This is a genomic window from Methanolobus sp. ZRKC4, assembly GCF_045291305.1.
GTDB lineage: Archaea > Halobacteriota > Methanosarcinia > Methanosarcinales > Methanosarcinaceae > Methanolobus.
On sequence record NZ_CP146983.1, the window covers coordinates 2,410,958 to 2,424,380 of the forward strand.

General features: G+C 40.2%; 14 protein-coding genes and 1 tRNA gene. 9 read left to right on the top strand and 6 right to left on the bottom strand.

Going from position 1 to position 13,423, the window contains the following annotated elements:
• The first annotated feature begins 188 nt into the window (after positions 1 to 188).
• From V7O67_RS11815 to V7O67_RS11830, 4 genes are all read left to right on the top strand, one after another.
• A tRNA-Leu gene (locus V7O67_RS11815) sits at positions 189 to 274 on the top strand.
• Positions 275 to 728: 454 nt separating this feature from the next.
• A complete protein-coding gene (locus V7O67_RS11820) occupies positions 729 to 1,202 on the top strand; it encodes a hypothetical protein (protein ID WP_342304647.1) in 474 nt (157 codons plus the stop codon).
• A gap of 310 nt (positions 1,203 to 1,512) precedes the next feature.
• The gene (locus V7O67_RS11825) at positions 1,513 to 2,352 is read left to right on the top strand and encodes a fumarate hydratase (protein ID WP_406670065.1); all 840 of its coding nucleotides are present in this window, start codon (positions 1,513 to 1,515) and stop codon (positions 2,350 to 2,352) included.
• Positions 2,352 to 2,927, top strand: coding sequence for a FumA C-terminus/TtdB family hydratase beta subunit (locus V7O67_RS11830; RefSeq protein ID WP_406670066.1), 576 nt, complete (start codon positions 2,352 to 2,354; stop codon positions 2,925 to 2,927). The genes V7O67_RS11825 and V7O67_RS11830 overlap by 1 nt, the downstream gene beginning before the upstream one ends.
• Positions 2,928 to 2,945: 18 nt before the next feature.
• Here the strand turns inward: V7O67_RS11830 and V7O67_RS11835 are convergent, their stop codons facing one another.
• The 4 genes from V7O67_RS11835 to minD all read right to left on the bottom strand — a co-directional run bounded on the left by V7O67_RS11835 (position 2,946) and on the right by minD (position 7,831).
• Positions 2,946 to 3,935 (bottom strand): type II secretion system F family protein, encoded by a 990-nt coding sequence (locus V7O67_RS11835; RefSeq protein WP_406670068.1) that lies wholly within the window; start codon positions 3,933 to 3,935, stop codon positions 2,946 to 2,948.
• Between the two features lies 1 nt (position 3,936).
• The gene (locus tag V7O67_RS11840; RefSeq protein WP_406670070.1) at positions 3,937 to 4,860 is read right to left on the bottom strand and encodes a type II secretion system F family protein; all 924 of its coding nucleotides are present in this window, start codon (positions 4,858 to 4,860) and stop codon (positions 3,937 to 3,939) included.
• Complete coding sequence (locus V7O67_RS11845; protein ID WP_406670071.1) at positions 4,853 to 6,949, bottom strand: type II/IV secretion system ATPase subunit; 2,097 nt, start codon at positions 6,947 to 6,949, stop codon at positions 4,853 to 4,855. Before V7O67_RS11845 ends, V7O67_RS11840 begins: the two co-directional genes overlap by 8 nt.
• Positions 6,950 to 7,036: 87 nt before the next feature.
• Entirely contained in the window at positions 7,037 to 7,831 is a 795-nt protein-coding gene (minD, locus tag V7O67_RS11850; protein ID WP_342304641.1) for a cell division ATPase MinD, read from the bottom strand.
• A gap of 185 nt (positions 7,832 to 8,016) precedes the next feature.
• Between minD and V7O67_RS11855 the strand changes: the two genes are divergently transcribed.
• Together V7O67_RS11855 and V7O67_RS11860 are read left to right on the top strand one after the other, a co-directional pair.
• Entirely contained in the window at positions 8,017 to 8,538 is a 522-nt protein-coding gene (locus tag V7O67_RS11855; RefSeq protein ID WP_342304640.1) for a DUF367 family protein, read from the top strand.
• 35 nt (positions 8,539 to 8,573) lie between these two features.
• Positions 8,574 to 9,023, top strand: a complete 450-nt coding sequence (locus tag V7O67_RS11860; protein WP_406670073.1) for a TIGR00725 family protein — start codon at positions 8,574 to 8,576, stop codon at positions 9,021 to 9,023.
• 46 nt (positions 9,024 to 9,069) lie between these two features.
• Here the strand turns inward: V7O67_RS11860 and xth are convergent, their stop codons facing one another.
• The gene (xth, locus tag V7O67_RS11865; RefSeq protein WP_406670075.1) at positions 9,070 to 9,843 is read right to left on the bottom strand and encodes an exodeoxyribonuclease III; all 774 of its coding nucleotides are present in this window, start codon (positions 9,841 to 9,843) and stop codon (positions 9,070 to 9,072) included.
• A gap of 239 nt (positions 9,844 to 10,082) precedes the next feature.
• Here xth and V7O67_RS11870 point away from each other — a divergent pair, with 239 nt between their 5' ends.
• From V7O67_RS11870 to V7O67_RS11880, 3 genes are read left to right on the top strand one after another with little or no spacing between them, the layout of a single operon-like run.
• Positions 10,083 to 10,475 carry a Fur family transcriptional regulator gene (locus tag V7O67_RS11870; protein ID WP_406670077.1) on the top strand — a complete coding sequence of 131 codons (393 nt, stop codon included), beginning with the start codon at positions 10,083 to 10,085 and terminating at the stop codon, positions 10,473 to 10,475.
• Positions 10,476 to 10,495: 20 nt separating this feature from the next.
• Positions 10,496 to 11,149: a peroxiredoxin gene (locus V7O67_RS11875; RefSeq protein ID WP_406671473.1), complete on the top strand. Its 654-nt coding sequence runs from the start codon at positions 10,496 to 10,498 to the stop codon at positions 11,147 to 11,149.
• A 35-nt stretch (positions 11,150 to 11,184) separates the two neighbouring features.
• On the top strand, positions 11,185 to 11,688 hold the full coding sequence (locus V7O67_RS11880) for a ferritin-like domain-containing protein (RefSeq protein WP_406670079.1): 504 nt from the start codon (positions 11,185 to 11,187) through the stop codon (positions 11,686 to 11,688).
• Positions 11,689 to 11,939: 251 nt separating this feature from the next.
• Here the strand turns inward: V7O67_RS11880 and tnpC are convergent, their stop codons facing one another.
• Positions 11,940 to 13,388 carry an IS66 family transposase gene (gene tnpC / locus V7O67_RS11885; protein ID WP_406671410.1) on the bottom strand — a complete coding sequence of 483 codons (1,449 nt, stop codon included), beginning with the start codon at positions 13,386 to 13,388 and terminating at the stop codon, positions 11,940 to 11,942.
• Positions 13,389 to 13,423 lie beyond the last annotated feature (35 nt).

The window sequence follows — 13,423 nt, forward strand, 5'->3', positions numbered from 1 at the left end:
TCAGTAAATATGTTACTAATTAGATACTAAGAAGAACAAATAAAAACTACCAACAACAGTTAGATTTATAATTAATAGAGCAATAGGTGTATCGTTAATATCTCAAATGCGGAGTAAACAAGTGGTCAACGGCAGTAGGCTCAATATATCCCGCTAAAACTTAGAGATAAACACACAAAATACACTGTGCGAGAGTAGCCAAGCGGTCAACGGCGATGGACTCAAGATCCATTTTCGCAGGAATTCGTGGGTTCGATTCCCCCCTCTCGCACCATTTTCAATATGTAGCCTTTTCTGATTTACTCTGCTAGGATCATGTTTTTGTCGTAATCTGACATCATTTTGCAAGTTGGATTATTTTCACATGAGTTAGATTGCTATCAATATGCAAATAATAATAAACACAGTTTTAGCAAAAGCAGCATCATTGCCGCCAACACAGAGTTTTTGCAGAGCGATTGCAAAATCTCCATGATTTTTTTGTGACTACCACCCATCCTTTAGAGAATCTTAGGATTGCAGTGTTTCAGACTTTAGACAGAAATAGAAAAGATTATAAGAGGTTGGAATTGAGGAGTGTTAAGGAGTATAATTCCAATAACTTAATGGGTGGTATGTGTGGAGAAACGTATTGCCAGGCAAAATTGGAAATCGAGAGGTTGGTGGATTATTTGTAGGTTTTGGAATTAAGCCAGGTGCATATTGACTTCGAGGTATGAGGTTAAAATATGAATATTGCAGATGTCTTCTTAAACAATAATGGACAATTAAATTTGAATGCCATTGGTGTTATCTTAACTGCTATTGGTGTTATCGTTGCGATTATTTTACCTTTGCGGAGAGACATCCAATCTGGAAAAAATAATAAAATTAATCAATTTCATAAAGAAATGGAGAAACTTGTTGCTCCATTATATTCTAAAAAAGACGATACATATATTTTTGTAAAATTGCAGCTACACAGTCAAAACCGTGGGCGTGAAGGGTATAAAGATTATTCAACTTTTTGGGAGAATATTGAGCGATATAAGTATCTAGGGCCAACTGAATTACGTTCAGCACTAGATAATTATTTAGAATCCACAGATGATGGAATGAGTGATGAATCTTATCAAAAAGCAAAAACAGAATTAGTTGAAGTAGTCGAAAATAGATATGCTGAACTTGAAAATGTGATTTCAAAGCTCGGAGATAAAATATAGACTTTTTGAAAAATTGGATGATTCGGTAATATTCCTCTGAAGAAAAAAGTGAAATTCGTAACAACACCTACTTCCCCGAAAACTCCCTATCAAAGCCTGTTGTCCTCTTGGTGAAATGAGACCCATATACCTACATACATTTTTTGCTCACAAAATCCAAATGCTTATTTCTCCCAATCTCATTCATAATAGCAATCGGAATAAAATAAATAATAAAAGGGTCTATTACCGCGAAATCATAGAATACTTTAAACATACTCATGCAGGAGTTAGAATCCCTTCTCCCGCACAACACCAAAGGTGATCTTTTTTGTCAAATCCAATAGAACGTGATACCGTTGTATCAGCCATTGTTGATATTTTAAGAGAGGCAGAGACCGTGCTGCCACAGGACGTTGTAGATTCGCTTCAGAAGGCTGCATCAGAAGAAACATCCCCTGTTGCAAAGGAGCAACTTGAAGCTATCCTTAAGAACATAGAGATAGCGAGTACCAGAGGAGTTCCCATGTGTCAGGACACAGGCATACTCATATTCTTTGTAGAACTTGGGCGCAAAGCCTTGTTGGATTTCAGTCTGGAAGACGCCATACTCGAAGGTGCGAAGAAAGCAACTGAATCTATCCCACTGCGCCCGAACGCTGTAGACCCGATAACTCGTGGAAATAGCGGAGATAACAGCGGAATGGGCATCCCTGATATAAAATACGAACTGGTTGAAGGAAGCAGCATCAGGATCACTGTGGCACCAAAAGGAGCTGGCTCTGAGAACATGAGTTCTCTAAAAATGCTTAACCCCACAGAGACAGGAGATATTAAGCGATTCATCCTTGAAACTGTCTTGAATGCAGGAGGAAAGCCATGCCCGCCAATCGTTGTCGGTGTAGGCATCGGGGGTTCATTTGACAAAGCAGCAAGACTTGCAAAATCCGCCCTGCTGGAAAATATGGATAACATGGATAAATTTGAAAGCGAATTGCTTGATGACATTAATTCCCTTGGAATCGGGCCGATGGGACTTGGAGGAGATACCACCGCCCTTGCAGTGCATGTGAAGAAAGCATTCTGTCACACAGCTTCCCTTCCCGTGGCGGTGAATATCCAGTGCTGGGCCAACCGCCATGCATCTGTTACACTGGGAAGTGATGAATAATGGAGTACAAACTTACCACACCATTGAAAAAAGAAGATATCAGCAAGCTCAATGCCGGTGATGTAGTTTATCTGAGCGGGACCATATTCACAGCCAGAGATGAAGCCCATGCCAGAGTCCTGGAAATGGCAGAGGAAAAGAAAGAAGTTCCCTTTGATCTAGAAGGTGCGGTTATTTACCATTGCGGACCCCTCATGCAGAATAAAGAAGAAAAATGGGAAGTTGTAGCAGCAGGTCCCACCACCAGCGCACGCATGTCAAAGATGACACCGCAACTTCTGGAAAAACATAAAGTACTTGCATTGATAGGAAAAGGTGGCATGGCAAATGTCACAGAAGCACTGAAAAACAGGTGTGTCTACCTTGCATTCACCGGAGGCTGTGCGGCATTGGCCGCCATTAGCATCGAAAAAGTAATCAAGGTCCATTGGCTGGACTTAGGGATGCCGGAAGCTGTGTGGGAACTACATGTAGATAATTTCGGACCGCTCGTTGTTGGGATAGACTCACACAACAATGACATGTTCCTGGAAATTAGTAAAAAAGCAAAGGCGGCTTATTCTAAAATCGAATAAGCCATACTGTTCTTATTTTCAGATCAGGAAAGTAAACACAAACCATGCAATCAGTGTCAATATAATAGAGTGTTTTAAACCAAGTGACACTGAACCTTCTCCCATCTGACCTGCAACAAGCCCACTCATGAAACCCTGGATTACTGCAGTATGCAACATAAGCCTTGTGTAATGAGCAGGATCAAATGAGCCGATGAACTGATTGCCTGCTCCTGCTGCTGAAGCGGCTTTACCGGCTTCTGCCATGGTTGGTACGAATGCTGATGTCAGCATTGCTATCACAAAGAGGAAGACAAAGAATGACATATAGATGATGACCACATAGACCATCATGTTTCCACGCCTTTCCTGTTCAAGCAGCTTCACTTCCCTTGCATCACGGGCTGCAGCTTCCAGTACAGATGAAACACGCCCTCCAGCCCTGCTTGCCTGCGTAATCAGGGAAACAGACCTTACAATAATAGGAGTTGATATCCTCACTGCAAAACTTCTCAGTGAATCTTCGAAAGATACACCCCAGGACATTGCAGAATCCATACCCTGAACTTCTTTGGTCAGAGCACCATATTCGCCCTTGGCAATAGTATTGACAGCATTTGGAAGAGTTAATCCTGCCCGGCTCATTTCAGAGATGTCCCTCAGAAAAGTCGGCAGGTACTCCTCAATTGTACTGGTCCTTTTGTATTTTTTATGAAAAGCAATGGAAGGAGGTGTTATTGCTATGAGAACTGTGAAAATGATAACGTCATCTATTATTGGCGTACCCCAGGTAGCGGCCATCCCAATTGCAAAAAATGCCAATGCCAGAGGGATACTCAGGACAAACGTATATTCAGGATTTATGCTAAGTGTTTTGAGAGGATCCTTGAAGAAGTCTTTTACAAGCACATTTTTCGTTGCTTCCTCCATCTTTAAGTCTATCAGATCATCTTCAATTATGGATAGTTCTTCCTCTGTAAGCAATTCTTTAGAACCCAATTTCCGTTGGAAAATATCAAGTATTTTCATTTTATGCCTCCGGAGTAAGCATACTGATAACTACAACGTACATTATGCTGCCAATTGGTATCAATGCGTAAATTATGATATAAAGGTAGATCATTTCTGCATTTCCCATGATTGACATAATGGATATAACGACTATCAGGAAAAGAGGGCCTGCCACAAAAGCAGTTACATAAGTTTCACCCAGGAGTCCCAGAGTTTCCAGAAACTCTTTCTGACGCTGCCTGTTTTCCATAAGGTACTGCTCAGTTTTTATCTGGAAATAGGTTTCAAGCTCTCCCCCGGAAGTTACAACGGTTATCGCTCCCTGAAGAAAATCCTGTAACATTGTAGAAGGAGTTGTCAGTGAAAGGTTTTTCATAGCTGTTACAAGATCAGTACCAAGCACTTCAAGGTCACGTACCAGATAACGATATTCTGTTGACACTTCACCATAAATAGGGTTATTTGCAAGAGACCTGAAAAGTTCAACAGGCTGCACACCTGCACCTGACATTGCAGACATGTAGTTTACAGCATAAGGAAGCATGATGTCAATCCTTCTTTTGCGGTCACCTGCCATTAAAGAAGGATATATCTGGAACAATTTGTAAACAATTATAAACACCACAGCAGTGAAAATAACTCCAAATACCAGTCCAAGTACGATGGACTTGTATTGCAGAAATGGTGCAACCCATGCGGGAAACATAATTCTTGTAGCCTTTATTTCAGGAACTCCAAATACCAGCAAAAGTAAAGAAACACCAATAAGAGATATGAATGCACTAATTATAGAACTCAATAATGCACAGGACATGTAGACATCATAAGCCATATCCATTCTGTTTCGCAGGAGACTATGGCGAAGGCCAAAGAAATCAAGTCTTTTCTTTTCGTAGTATTTGCCGAAAAGATTGTAAGCTAAAACCGAATATAAATTAACCATCCAATTCCTGCCTTATAATTTTCATTATTTTTTCAGGTTCACGGTTGTATGTGACCACGATCTTTGCAAATTCCTTGAAGTGAACGATCTTTTTATCACGGGCCCACTCCAGAATATCCTGACGGCGTTTCAACTCTTCACGCACTCTTTCCTCAGTCCAGCCCCTGCTCTCCATAACACTTTCTACCACATAGGACCTTCCCGAATACTGGAACATATCCCTTGAAGCATCCCATGAGAATACATCATTGGTAAGCAATTCACCGGTTCGTGGGTCAACACCCACTATCTCTGTCAGCGTCTTACATCTTCTGACACGCTCCTCGCCAACCTTCACCTGGACCTGAATAGATACAAGGTCAAGTGCCTGGATCATAATCCTTGGAACATTGATCGGGGGGTTTTCCAGCCTGTGAACAACCGACTGTACAGAATCTGCATGCATTGTAGAGAATGTAGTGTGTCCTGTAGACATTGCCTGGAATAACACATAAGCCTCAGCTCCTCGAACCTCACCCACAAGAATATACTCTGGCCTCTGCCTCAGGGATGCCCTCAGCAGCTCATACATTTCGATAGAACCTTTTCCACCACCTGCAAAAGACTGTCTTGTAACACCGGGAATCCAGTTGGGGTGAGAAAGATTAAGTTCTCTTGTGTCCTCTATGGACACTATTTTCATTTCTGGCTGAATGAAAAGTGAAACAGCATTCATTGCAGTTGTCTTTCCTGACGCCGTACCACCTGCAAAAATAAGACTCTTGTTGGATTCAACTGCAAGCCAGAGATAAGCCATCATTGCGGTGGAGAATGTATGGAAGTCAATGAGATTAGTAGGGGTTATCGGATTATCTTTGAATCTTCTGATAGTAAAAGTACTTCCACGTGTGGTAATTTCCCTGCCCAAAGTTAGCTGGATACGTGAGCCGTCAGGCATTGTAGCATCCAGAAGTGGATTTGCTATAGAGACATGCCTGCCACATATTTGTGCAATCCTTATGGCAAAAGAATCCAGTTCATCATCACTTGTAAACTCTATACTGCTAGGAATAGAATTGTATTCCTTATGATAAATGTAAATAGGGGTATTCGGACCATCACAGGAAATATCCTCAAGATTATCATCCCTCATCAGAAGATCAATTTCACCATATCCAACAAAATCACGAACAATATGATACATTATTCGCTCTCTTTTTCGTGGTGAGATATTTATACGATATTCCTGCAAATATTTTACAACATTTTCTTTAAGAAATGCCTCAGCATTCTCCCTGGATATTTCCTTAAGGTTTATATCGAGGGTTTCTACGAACTTCAGTTTGATGGCATCAAGGAGTTCCTCTTCTTTCTCCGTAAGTATGGGCTCAAGTGCCTGGTACTGGAATTCGTGAGAGTCCGGATTATAGGCAATCCTTACATATGCATAAGGAGGATTCACCTCGTACAATTCTACTTCCTTATACGGACTATCTGCAGGGATAGTAAAATCAACAATCGGACCATGTTCTACGATATTATAAGGCTCCATTACAAGAGTGTTACGAGAAAATAGTTTACTGGCACGATCCAGCAGTGAACCGGTTTCTTCCTCGTCCAAAAATAATTCATCATTTATAGGTTCTTCTTTATAGATCTCTGAAATGATATTCTCCCAGAATGAATCCTTGTCATATGGAACATCATCTTCATAAGAAGGAATATAAAAATCTTCAAGCTTGCTTTTTAAACTCTCTATACTCACAGGCTCTGAATCCGGCAAAATCAGTTCTGCAAGTTCATCGATAACGTCATCCTCATCCGCAGACATCAAAGTCACTAAAAGATCATCTTCATCATCTGTGTCTTCAATATCCTGATGTTCTATTTCATCCTCTGCAATAGACACATCATTTTCTTCAATGAGGTGCTTCGCAGGAAATACGTGATCCATATCCTCAACTGCGCCTTCAACTGAGACTTCAGAGTTTAATGAAGAGGCTTCTTTTCTCTCAGAAGCAGATTCAGAGTATTCAACCCTCATCGCCTCAATTGGAAGACCGCTTGTATCATCCTTGTCTTCAGTTTGGTCACCTGAAATATTACTCAATATTACCAACCCCAATACTACTGGTCATTTTATTATCTTCCAAATTGATTTTTTTAAGGCATTTTTGTCTTCAATTTAATCGAAAACTCATTTCTTGTTTTTTGACAATGAGAATCTCTTGCCCTTCTTTTTCTTTTCCTTAACTTCTGTTGAAATATCCTCGACCGAAGATTTTATACCTGCGATCTCAGCTGCCTGCCGATTGAAGCCGACAGCCACTGGTGAACCAGGGTATTTCATAACAACTGGTGTTTTAAAAGCCAGAGAATTCTTTACGCTATTCTCTTCAACTATGGTTTCCAGTATCCTGAGGCCAAGGGTCGTTTCTATCCTTTCATTGCTTAACTCATTTTGAGTAACGCCTGACCTGTTAATGATGACTCCACGGAACTGTTTTCCCATGTTGTCAGAAATTGTTTTTATTTTCATTGCGCCTGCAAGAGAGATGATGTCAGGGTTTACTACCTGAATGATTTCATCTGCAAGTGATATGGACAAAATTGAATTTTTGTTGATACCGGTTGGAGAATCAATGATAATGTAATCATACTTTTCTTTTACATCATCTACGATCTCACTGATAACATCAGTATTTGAATTTAAAAAACTATGAAGAGAAATGCTTCCTGGTAAGACACGTAGATTATTAGGCCCGTCATATATTGCGTCTTTTAACTCCGCAGTCCCTGCAAGAACATCATGAAGACTTGCTTTTGAAGCTTCGATTCCCAACATCAGCCCAATCGTGGGCATTCCAATGTCAGTGTCTATTAATAGAGTATTTTTTGCGAATCCTGCAAGTGCAGCACTGAGATTTATAGCAGCTGTAGTTGTGCCAACACCACCCTTCCCTGAAACAATAGTAAAAATTGTTGCCGTCATAAAATACCTCGATAGATGATTACAATGAGTTATTCCCTTTTCATTTGAAGATCCAGTAATTAGTACCACATAAGTATATTCAAGACTTAATACAACTCATAAATATAAATACATATCTATATTATTTGAAATTTCGACATGCATAAACGAATTATTGATATATGATCAGACATCATCATACTCATATGGCACCTGATGACGAAAAAGACATTAAACTATTTCTATATCATGCAAAACAATGTGACCCAAAAAAATGCACCGGCAAGAAAATGGCAAAATTTGGGCTTGTGACCCTTTCTGAGAAAATAGAAAGGATACCTTCAAGATCCATATTACTTGACCCTATGGCTGAAAAAGCTCTTTCACCCGGAGATAGTACTAAAAAAGGTATAACTGTTCTTGACTGTTCATGGGAAGAAGTTGAAAGGGTATTCCCACAACTCCTAAGGATGAAACTCGAACACCGTGCACTCCCATACCTTGTGGCTGCAAATCCCGTGAATTTTGGAAGACCTTTCAAACTCACATCCGTAGAAGCATTTGCCGCTGCACTATACATACTTGGAAATAAACAGCAGGCAGAGAAAGTCATGTCCAAGTTCAACTGGGGCCACACTTTTCTCGAGCTGAACCACGAACCTCTGGAAGAATACTCAGAAGCTAAGGATAGCAGGGATATCTTAAGGATACAAAGTGAATATATGTAAATTCGTGAGTGTTTTAATAAAGGATGTAGCGAAAAATGATACAAATAGGAGTCATTGGTGCCGGCTCATGTGATGATGCTCTGAGAATTACAGCAGAAGAAGTAGGGGCTGAAATCGCAAAAAGCAATGCAATACTGCTTTGTGGCGGGCATGGCGGAGTAATGGAAGCATCAGCATCTGGTGCTAAAAGAGAAGGTGGGACTACAATTGGCATTCTCCCCGGAGAGAGTCGTATAAGTGCAAATGCTTACATTGACATTGCGATCGTGACTGATATGGGGCATGCCAGAAATGTAATAATAGCACGATCTGCGGACGTATTGATAGCTGTCGGAGGAGAATACGGAACCCTCTCAGAAATAGCCTTCTCCCTAAAAATGGGTAAAACAGTCGTAACCCTCGAATCAAAATGGGAAATCGAGGGTACGATTAAAGCAAAAAGTCCGAAAGATGCCGTCATGATGGCAATTAACAGCATCAAATAAGGAATTTTTTTATTCGATCCGGAATAAATCAAATTATAGTCTTATATTATAACTCAAGGTCAATACCTATGGGACAATGATCAGAACCCATAACATCAGGCAAAATGAATGCGTCTTTTATCTGATCTTTGATATTCTCACTTGCGTAGAAATAATCGATCCTCCAGCCAACATTCCTTTCCCGAGCCCGCGTGCGCATGCTCCACCAGGTATAATTATCTGGCTCAGTATTATACATCCTCAGAGTGTCCACATAACCCTTGTCCATGAGTTTATCGATCCAGGCACGCTCTGAAGGAAGGAAACCTGAAATCTTTTCATTCTCTTTCGGACGTGCAAGATCTATTTCTTTGTGTGCAGTGTTAACATCCCCGCAAATAACCAGTTTTTTGCCCCTTCCCTTCAGGGTATCAGCATATTCCAGGAAGGCATCATAAAACTCCATCTTGTACTCCAGCCTTTCCTTCGATGCCTTACCATTGGGGAAGTAAATGTTGAACAATACAAAATCTCCGTAATCGACGATTTGAGTTCTTCCCTCACGATCAAACTTCTCAATACCAAATCCACACTTGATATTCTCAGGTTCCAGTTTACTATAAATTGCAACACCACTGTAACCTTTTTTCTCTGCGGATGCAAAATAACTGTTATAGCCTTCAACCTCCAGCAGTTCACTGTTCAGCTGTTCCCTCTGGGCCTTTGTCTCCTGAATGCACAGAATATCGGGCTGCTCTTTCTTTAGCCACTCCAGAAAACCTTTCTTTTGAACTGCACGGATGCCATTGACATTCCAAGAGATTATCCTGGTATTGGTCATTTTGTGTCTCCGGAATTCTTGCTGATTATTTGATAACTTATCTATTAAGTATCTTGCTTAATAGATTGCTTTTTTCTTATCCCCGTGATTTTCATTTTAAAATCAGAACAAACAATATATAGTTCTAAATAGGTATCAATACTAAACAAGAATAATGTTTAAATAATAATAATTATTATTTAGGATATGTTCTTACATGGATTATGTGAGAGCAGGAAAAACAAAAAAGTGGGACCAAAATGAAAAAGGCAGACATCAAGTACACAAACCAGAGGATTGAGATCCTGGATTTCCTTAAGAAATTCGACGGTCATCCGACTGTAGATGATGTCTATGAAGGAGTACGGAAAAAACTGACAAGAATAAGTAAAGCCACTGTTTATAAGAACCTCAGGTTCCTGGCAGAAAAGGGTCTTGTCAAGGAGGTGAATATTAAGGGGGTTTCAAGATTTGAGGCAAACCTCATACCGCATCATCATATCATTTGCATTGGGTGCGGAAAGATATCCGATTACGAATCGGAGAAACTAACGGAATATTCCCTGAAAATAGCAGGGGAAATAGAGGATTTCGAAGTGGAGACAACAGATACGAATTTCTATGGAATATGTAAAAAATGTACGGAGGATTAGATATGGAAGACATTGTAACAATGCCACTTATCGGCGATGATGCGCCATCATTCAAAGCACAGACAACCAACGGGGAGATCAATTTCCCGGCAGACTATAAAGGCAAATGGGTAATCCTGTTCAGCCATCCTGCAGATTTCACTCCGGTGTGTACCACCGAGTTCATGACATTTGCAAGTATGCAGGATGAATTCAAAGAAATGAACTGTGAGCTGATCGGACTGTCCATTGACAGCATATATGCCCACATAGCCTGGTTGAGAACAATAAAAGAGAAGATAGAGTACAAGGGAATGAAAGGAGTAGAGATAACTTTCCCTGTCATAGCTGATCTCAAAATGGATGTAGCAAAGAAATTCGGCATGGTTCAGCCCAATGCCTCAGACACACAGGCTGTAAGGGCAGTTTTCATGATGGACCCGAAAGCCAAGGTCAGGGCAATCCTGTACTATCCACTTTCCAATGGAAGGAATATGGATGAAATCAAGAGACTGCTGCAGGCCATGCAAAAATCAGATGCTGAAAACATTGCAACTCCTGCCAGCTGGCAACCCGGAGAGGATGTCATAATCCCACCACCTGGCTCATGTGGAACCGCAAAGGAAAGAGTGGAGTCAGAGGAAGAGGGAAAATACTGCCTTGACTGGTTTATGTGCTTCAGGAAACAGTCATAATTAGATTAGTTAACTAATAGAAAAAGGTGACCATTATGGGAACAAAAGGCGTGGAAATTTTAGAGAATTTGGGACTGGACATAGCAGACCTGATCGAATCCTTAAATAAGGCACTTGCTGATGAGTGGCTTGCTTACTACCAATACTGGGTAGGCGCAAAGGTAATTAAAGGACCTATGAAAGAAGAGGCTGCTGCTGAACTCATTCAGCATGCAACAGATGAACTGAGACATGCCGACATGCTTGCGACAAGGATCTTACAGCTTGGCGGAACACCTGTACTCTCACCTGAAGAATGGATGAAAAAAGGTAACTGCGGATACGAATCACCTGAAGATCCATTTGTAAAGAGAATTCTGGAACAGAACATAAAAGGTGAACAATGTGCAATTCAGGTCTATAATTCCATACTTGCAAAAGTAAAAGATAAGGATCCTATAACCTACAATATAGTACTCCAGATCCTTACCGACGAAATAGAGCATGAAGATGATCTTCAGGCAGTTCTTGAAGACATCGAGCTCATCCAAAAAAAATAAGCTTTAATGAATTACAATTTACATCCTCCTGACATGTACTAAATAACAGGAAGGATGTAACAATTTTTTTTGCTTCATTTATAATCAAATTGCAGCGTGATTTTTTAAATAAACATTAGCCTGCAAGAGTACATACTTCTAGCGACAAATGCAAAGAACCCATACTTTGATTTGCTCAAAATTCTATCTTAATTTTAAACGTAACTATTCAGCCTAGCTCACTTCCACCAAGCTGATTTCTTCATCCACGATCAATTCTGCAACTTTGGAACAAATGAATTGCCATAAAATATTGCACTAATTGCATCGATAACAGATTCAGAATTCTTATTAACAGTAGACACGTATCCTCTTATACGGCAGAAATTTTTTGCACCCTGTTCACTGCGGAAAGTACCTGATATCTTCTGCTGTACTTTCGTCATTCTGATATCTCTTTCAGCCTGATTGTTATCAAACGGAACGTTTTGGTCGTACATAAATCGCAAGATATCCTCTTTATGGCCAATAAACCTATCCAGCAAATTCTTTACCGTGGTCTGCTTCTTACGTCCTCGTTTTTTAGACCGCACATTTGATTCCGGATCAGGAGGATTTTCATTCACTCCTAAACAAGTTATGTGATCATAATCCTCACTGAACCTTTGAATTAGCTCAGTATCTAAAAGATCATTATCAACATGATGTTTAATGCATATCAAGAGATCACTCATTATCTTTGGCCACTGTTGATCCCTGTTTTCGGAAGCTCCAGTTAACTCTCGTAATAAATGTGCATTACATAATGAATGTTGACATTCATATTTGTTGTACGGTTTCCAAAAATCATGTGTTGCAACACCAGTGTAACCTGGTAATATGCCCATAGCATCCATTGCTTCTGAGCCCCTTTTGCGATGTGCAAAATAATAGGTCAGTTTGTCTGTACCTGCCACATGAAGCCAATTACGAACTGCATTTATTCTCATTCCTGTTTCATCCAGATTGATGACAGGAGATTCTTTCAGGAGATGTTTCACTGTATTTTCAAAAGCTCCAAGCTTCTCAAAACAACTACGTTCCGTGTTCACCAAAGTAGCAGGACTTATCTTGCATCCCAAAATATCAGAGAACAACTTGGTAACACGCTGATAAGGAAGTAATTGGTAAGTGTGCAAATAAACTGCAAATGACTTAACTCGATGACCGTATTGAGTCGGCTGAGTTACACCATCTGGAAAAAGAGCTTTGTTTACATGAGAACATTTGGGACATGTTTTAATCTCGCAACGATGTTCAATGCAATTGATAGTTATAGGAGGAATGTCAAAGACCTGTCTTCTTTCATAGTCAGAGGGAACAGAAGCTAACGATCTCCCACAATTGACGCATTGATTAACAGGATGAACAATAACTTCATCCGGATCATCATTTATTCTTAATGTAGTACCAGGATGACCGTTTTGACCACCTACATGCTTATTGGTCTTTTTTCTTTGACTTTTAACGGTTGGTTTATTCCGTGCATAAGAATCAGTAGAAGGTGGTTTGCTACTGTTGCGACTATTCTTTTCAAGCATTTCTTCCAAATGCCTGACACGCTCTTCAAGTTGTGCAATTTGGAGAGATTGATGTTCAATTATCCCAAGTAATCGAGTTACAAGTTCTACTACTGCTTCTGGACCAGCTTCATAAACTGCAAGTATTTCTTCGCGGTCTATACAAATCCCCTCAGATTGATAGACGTTTTTTATGA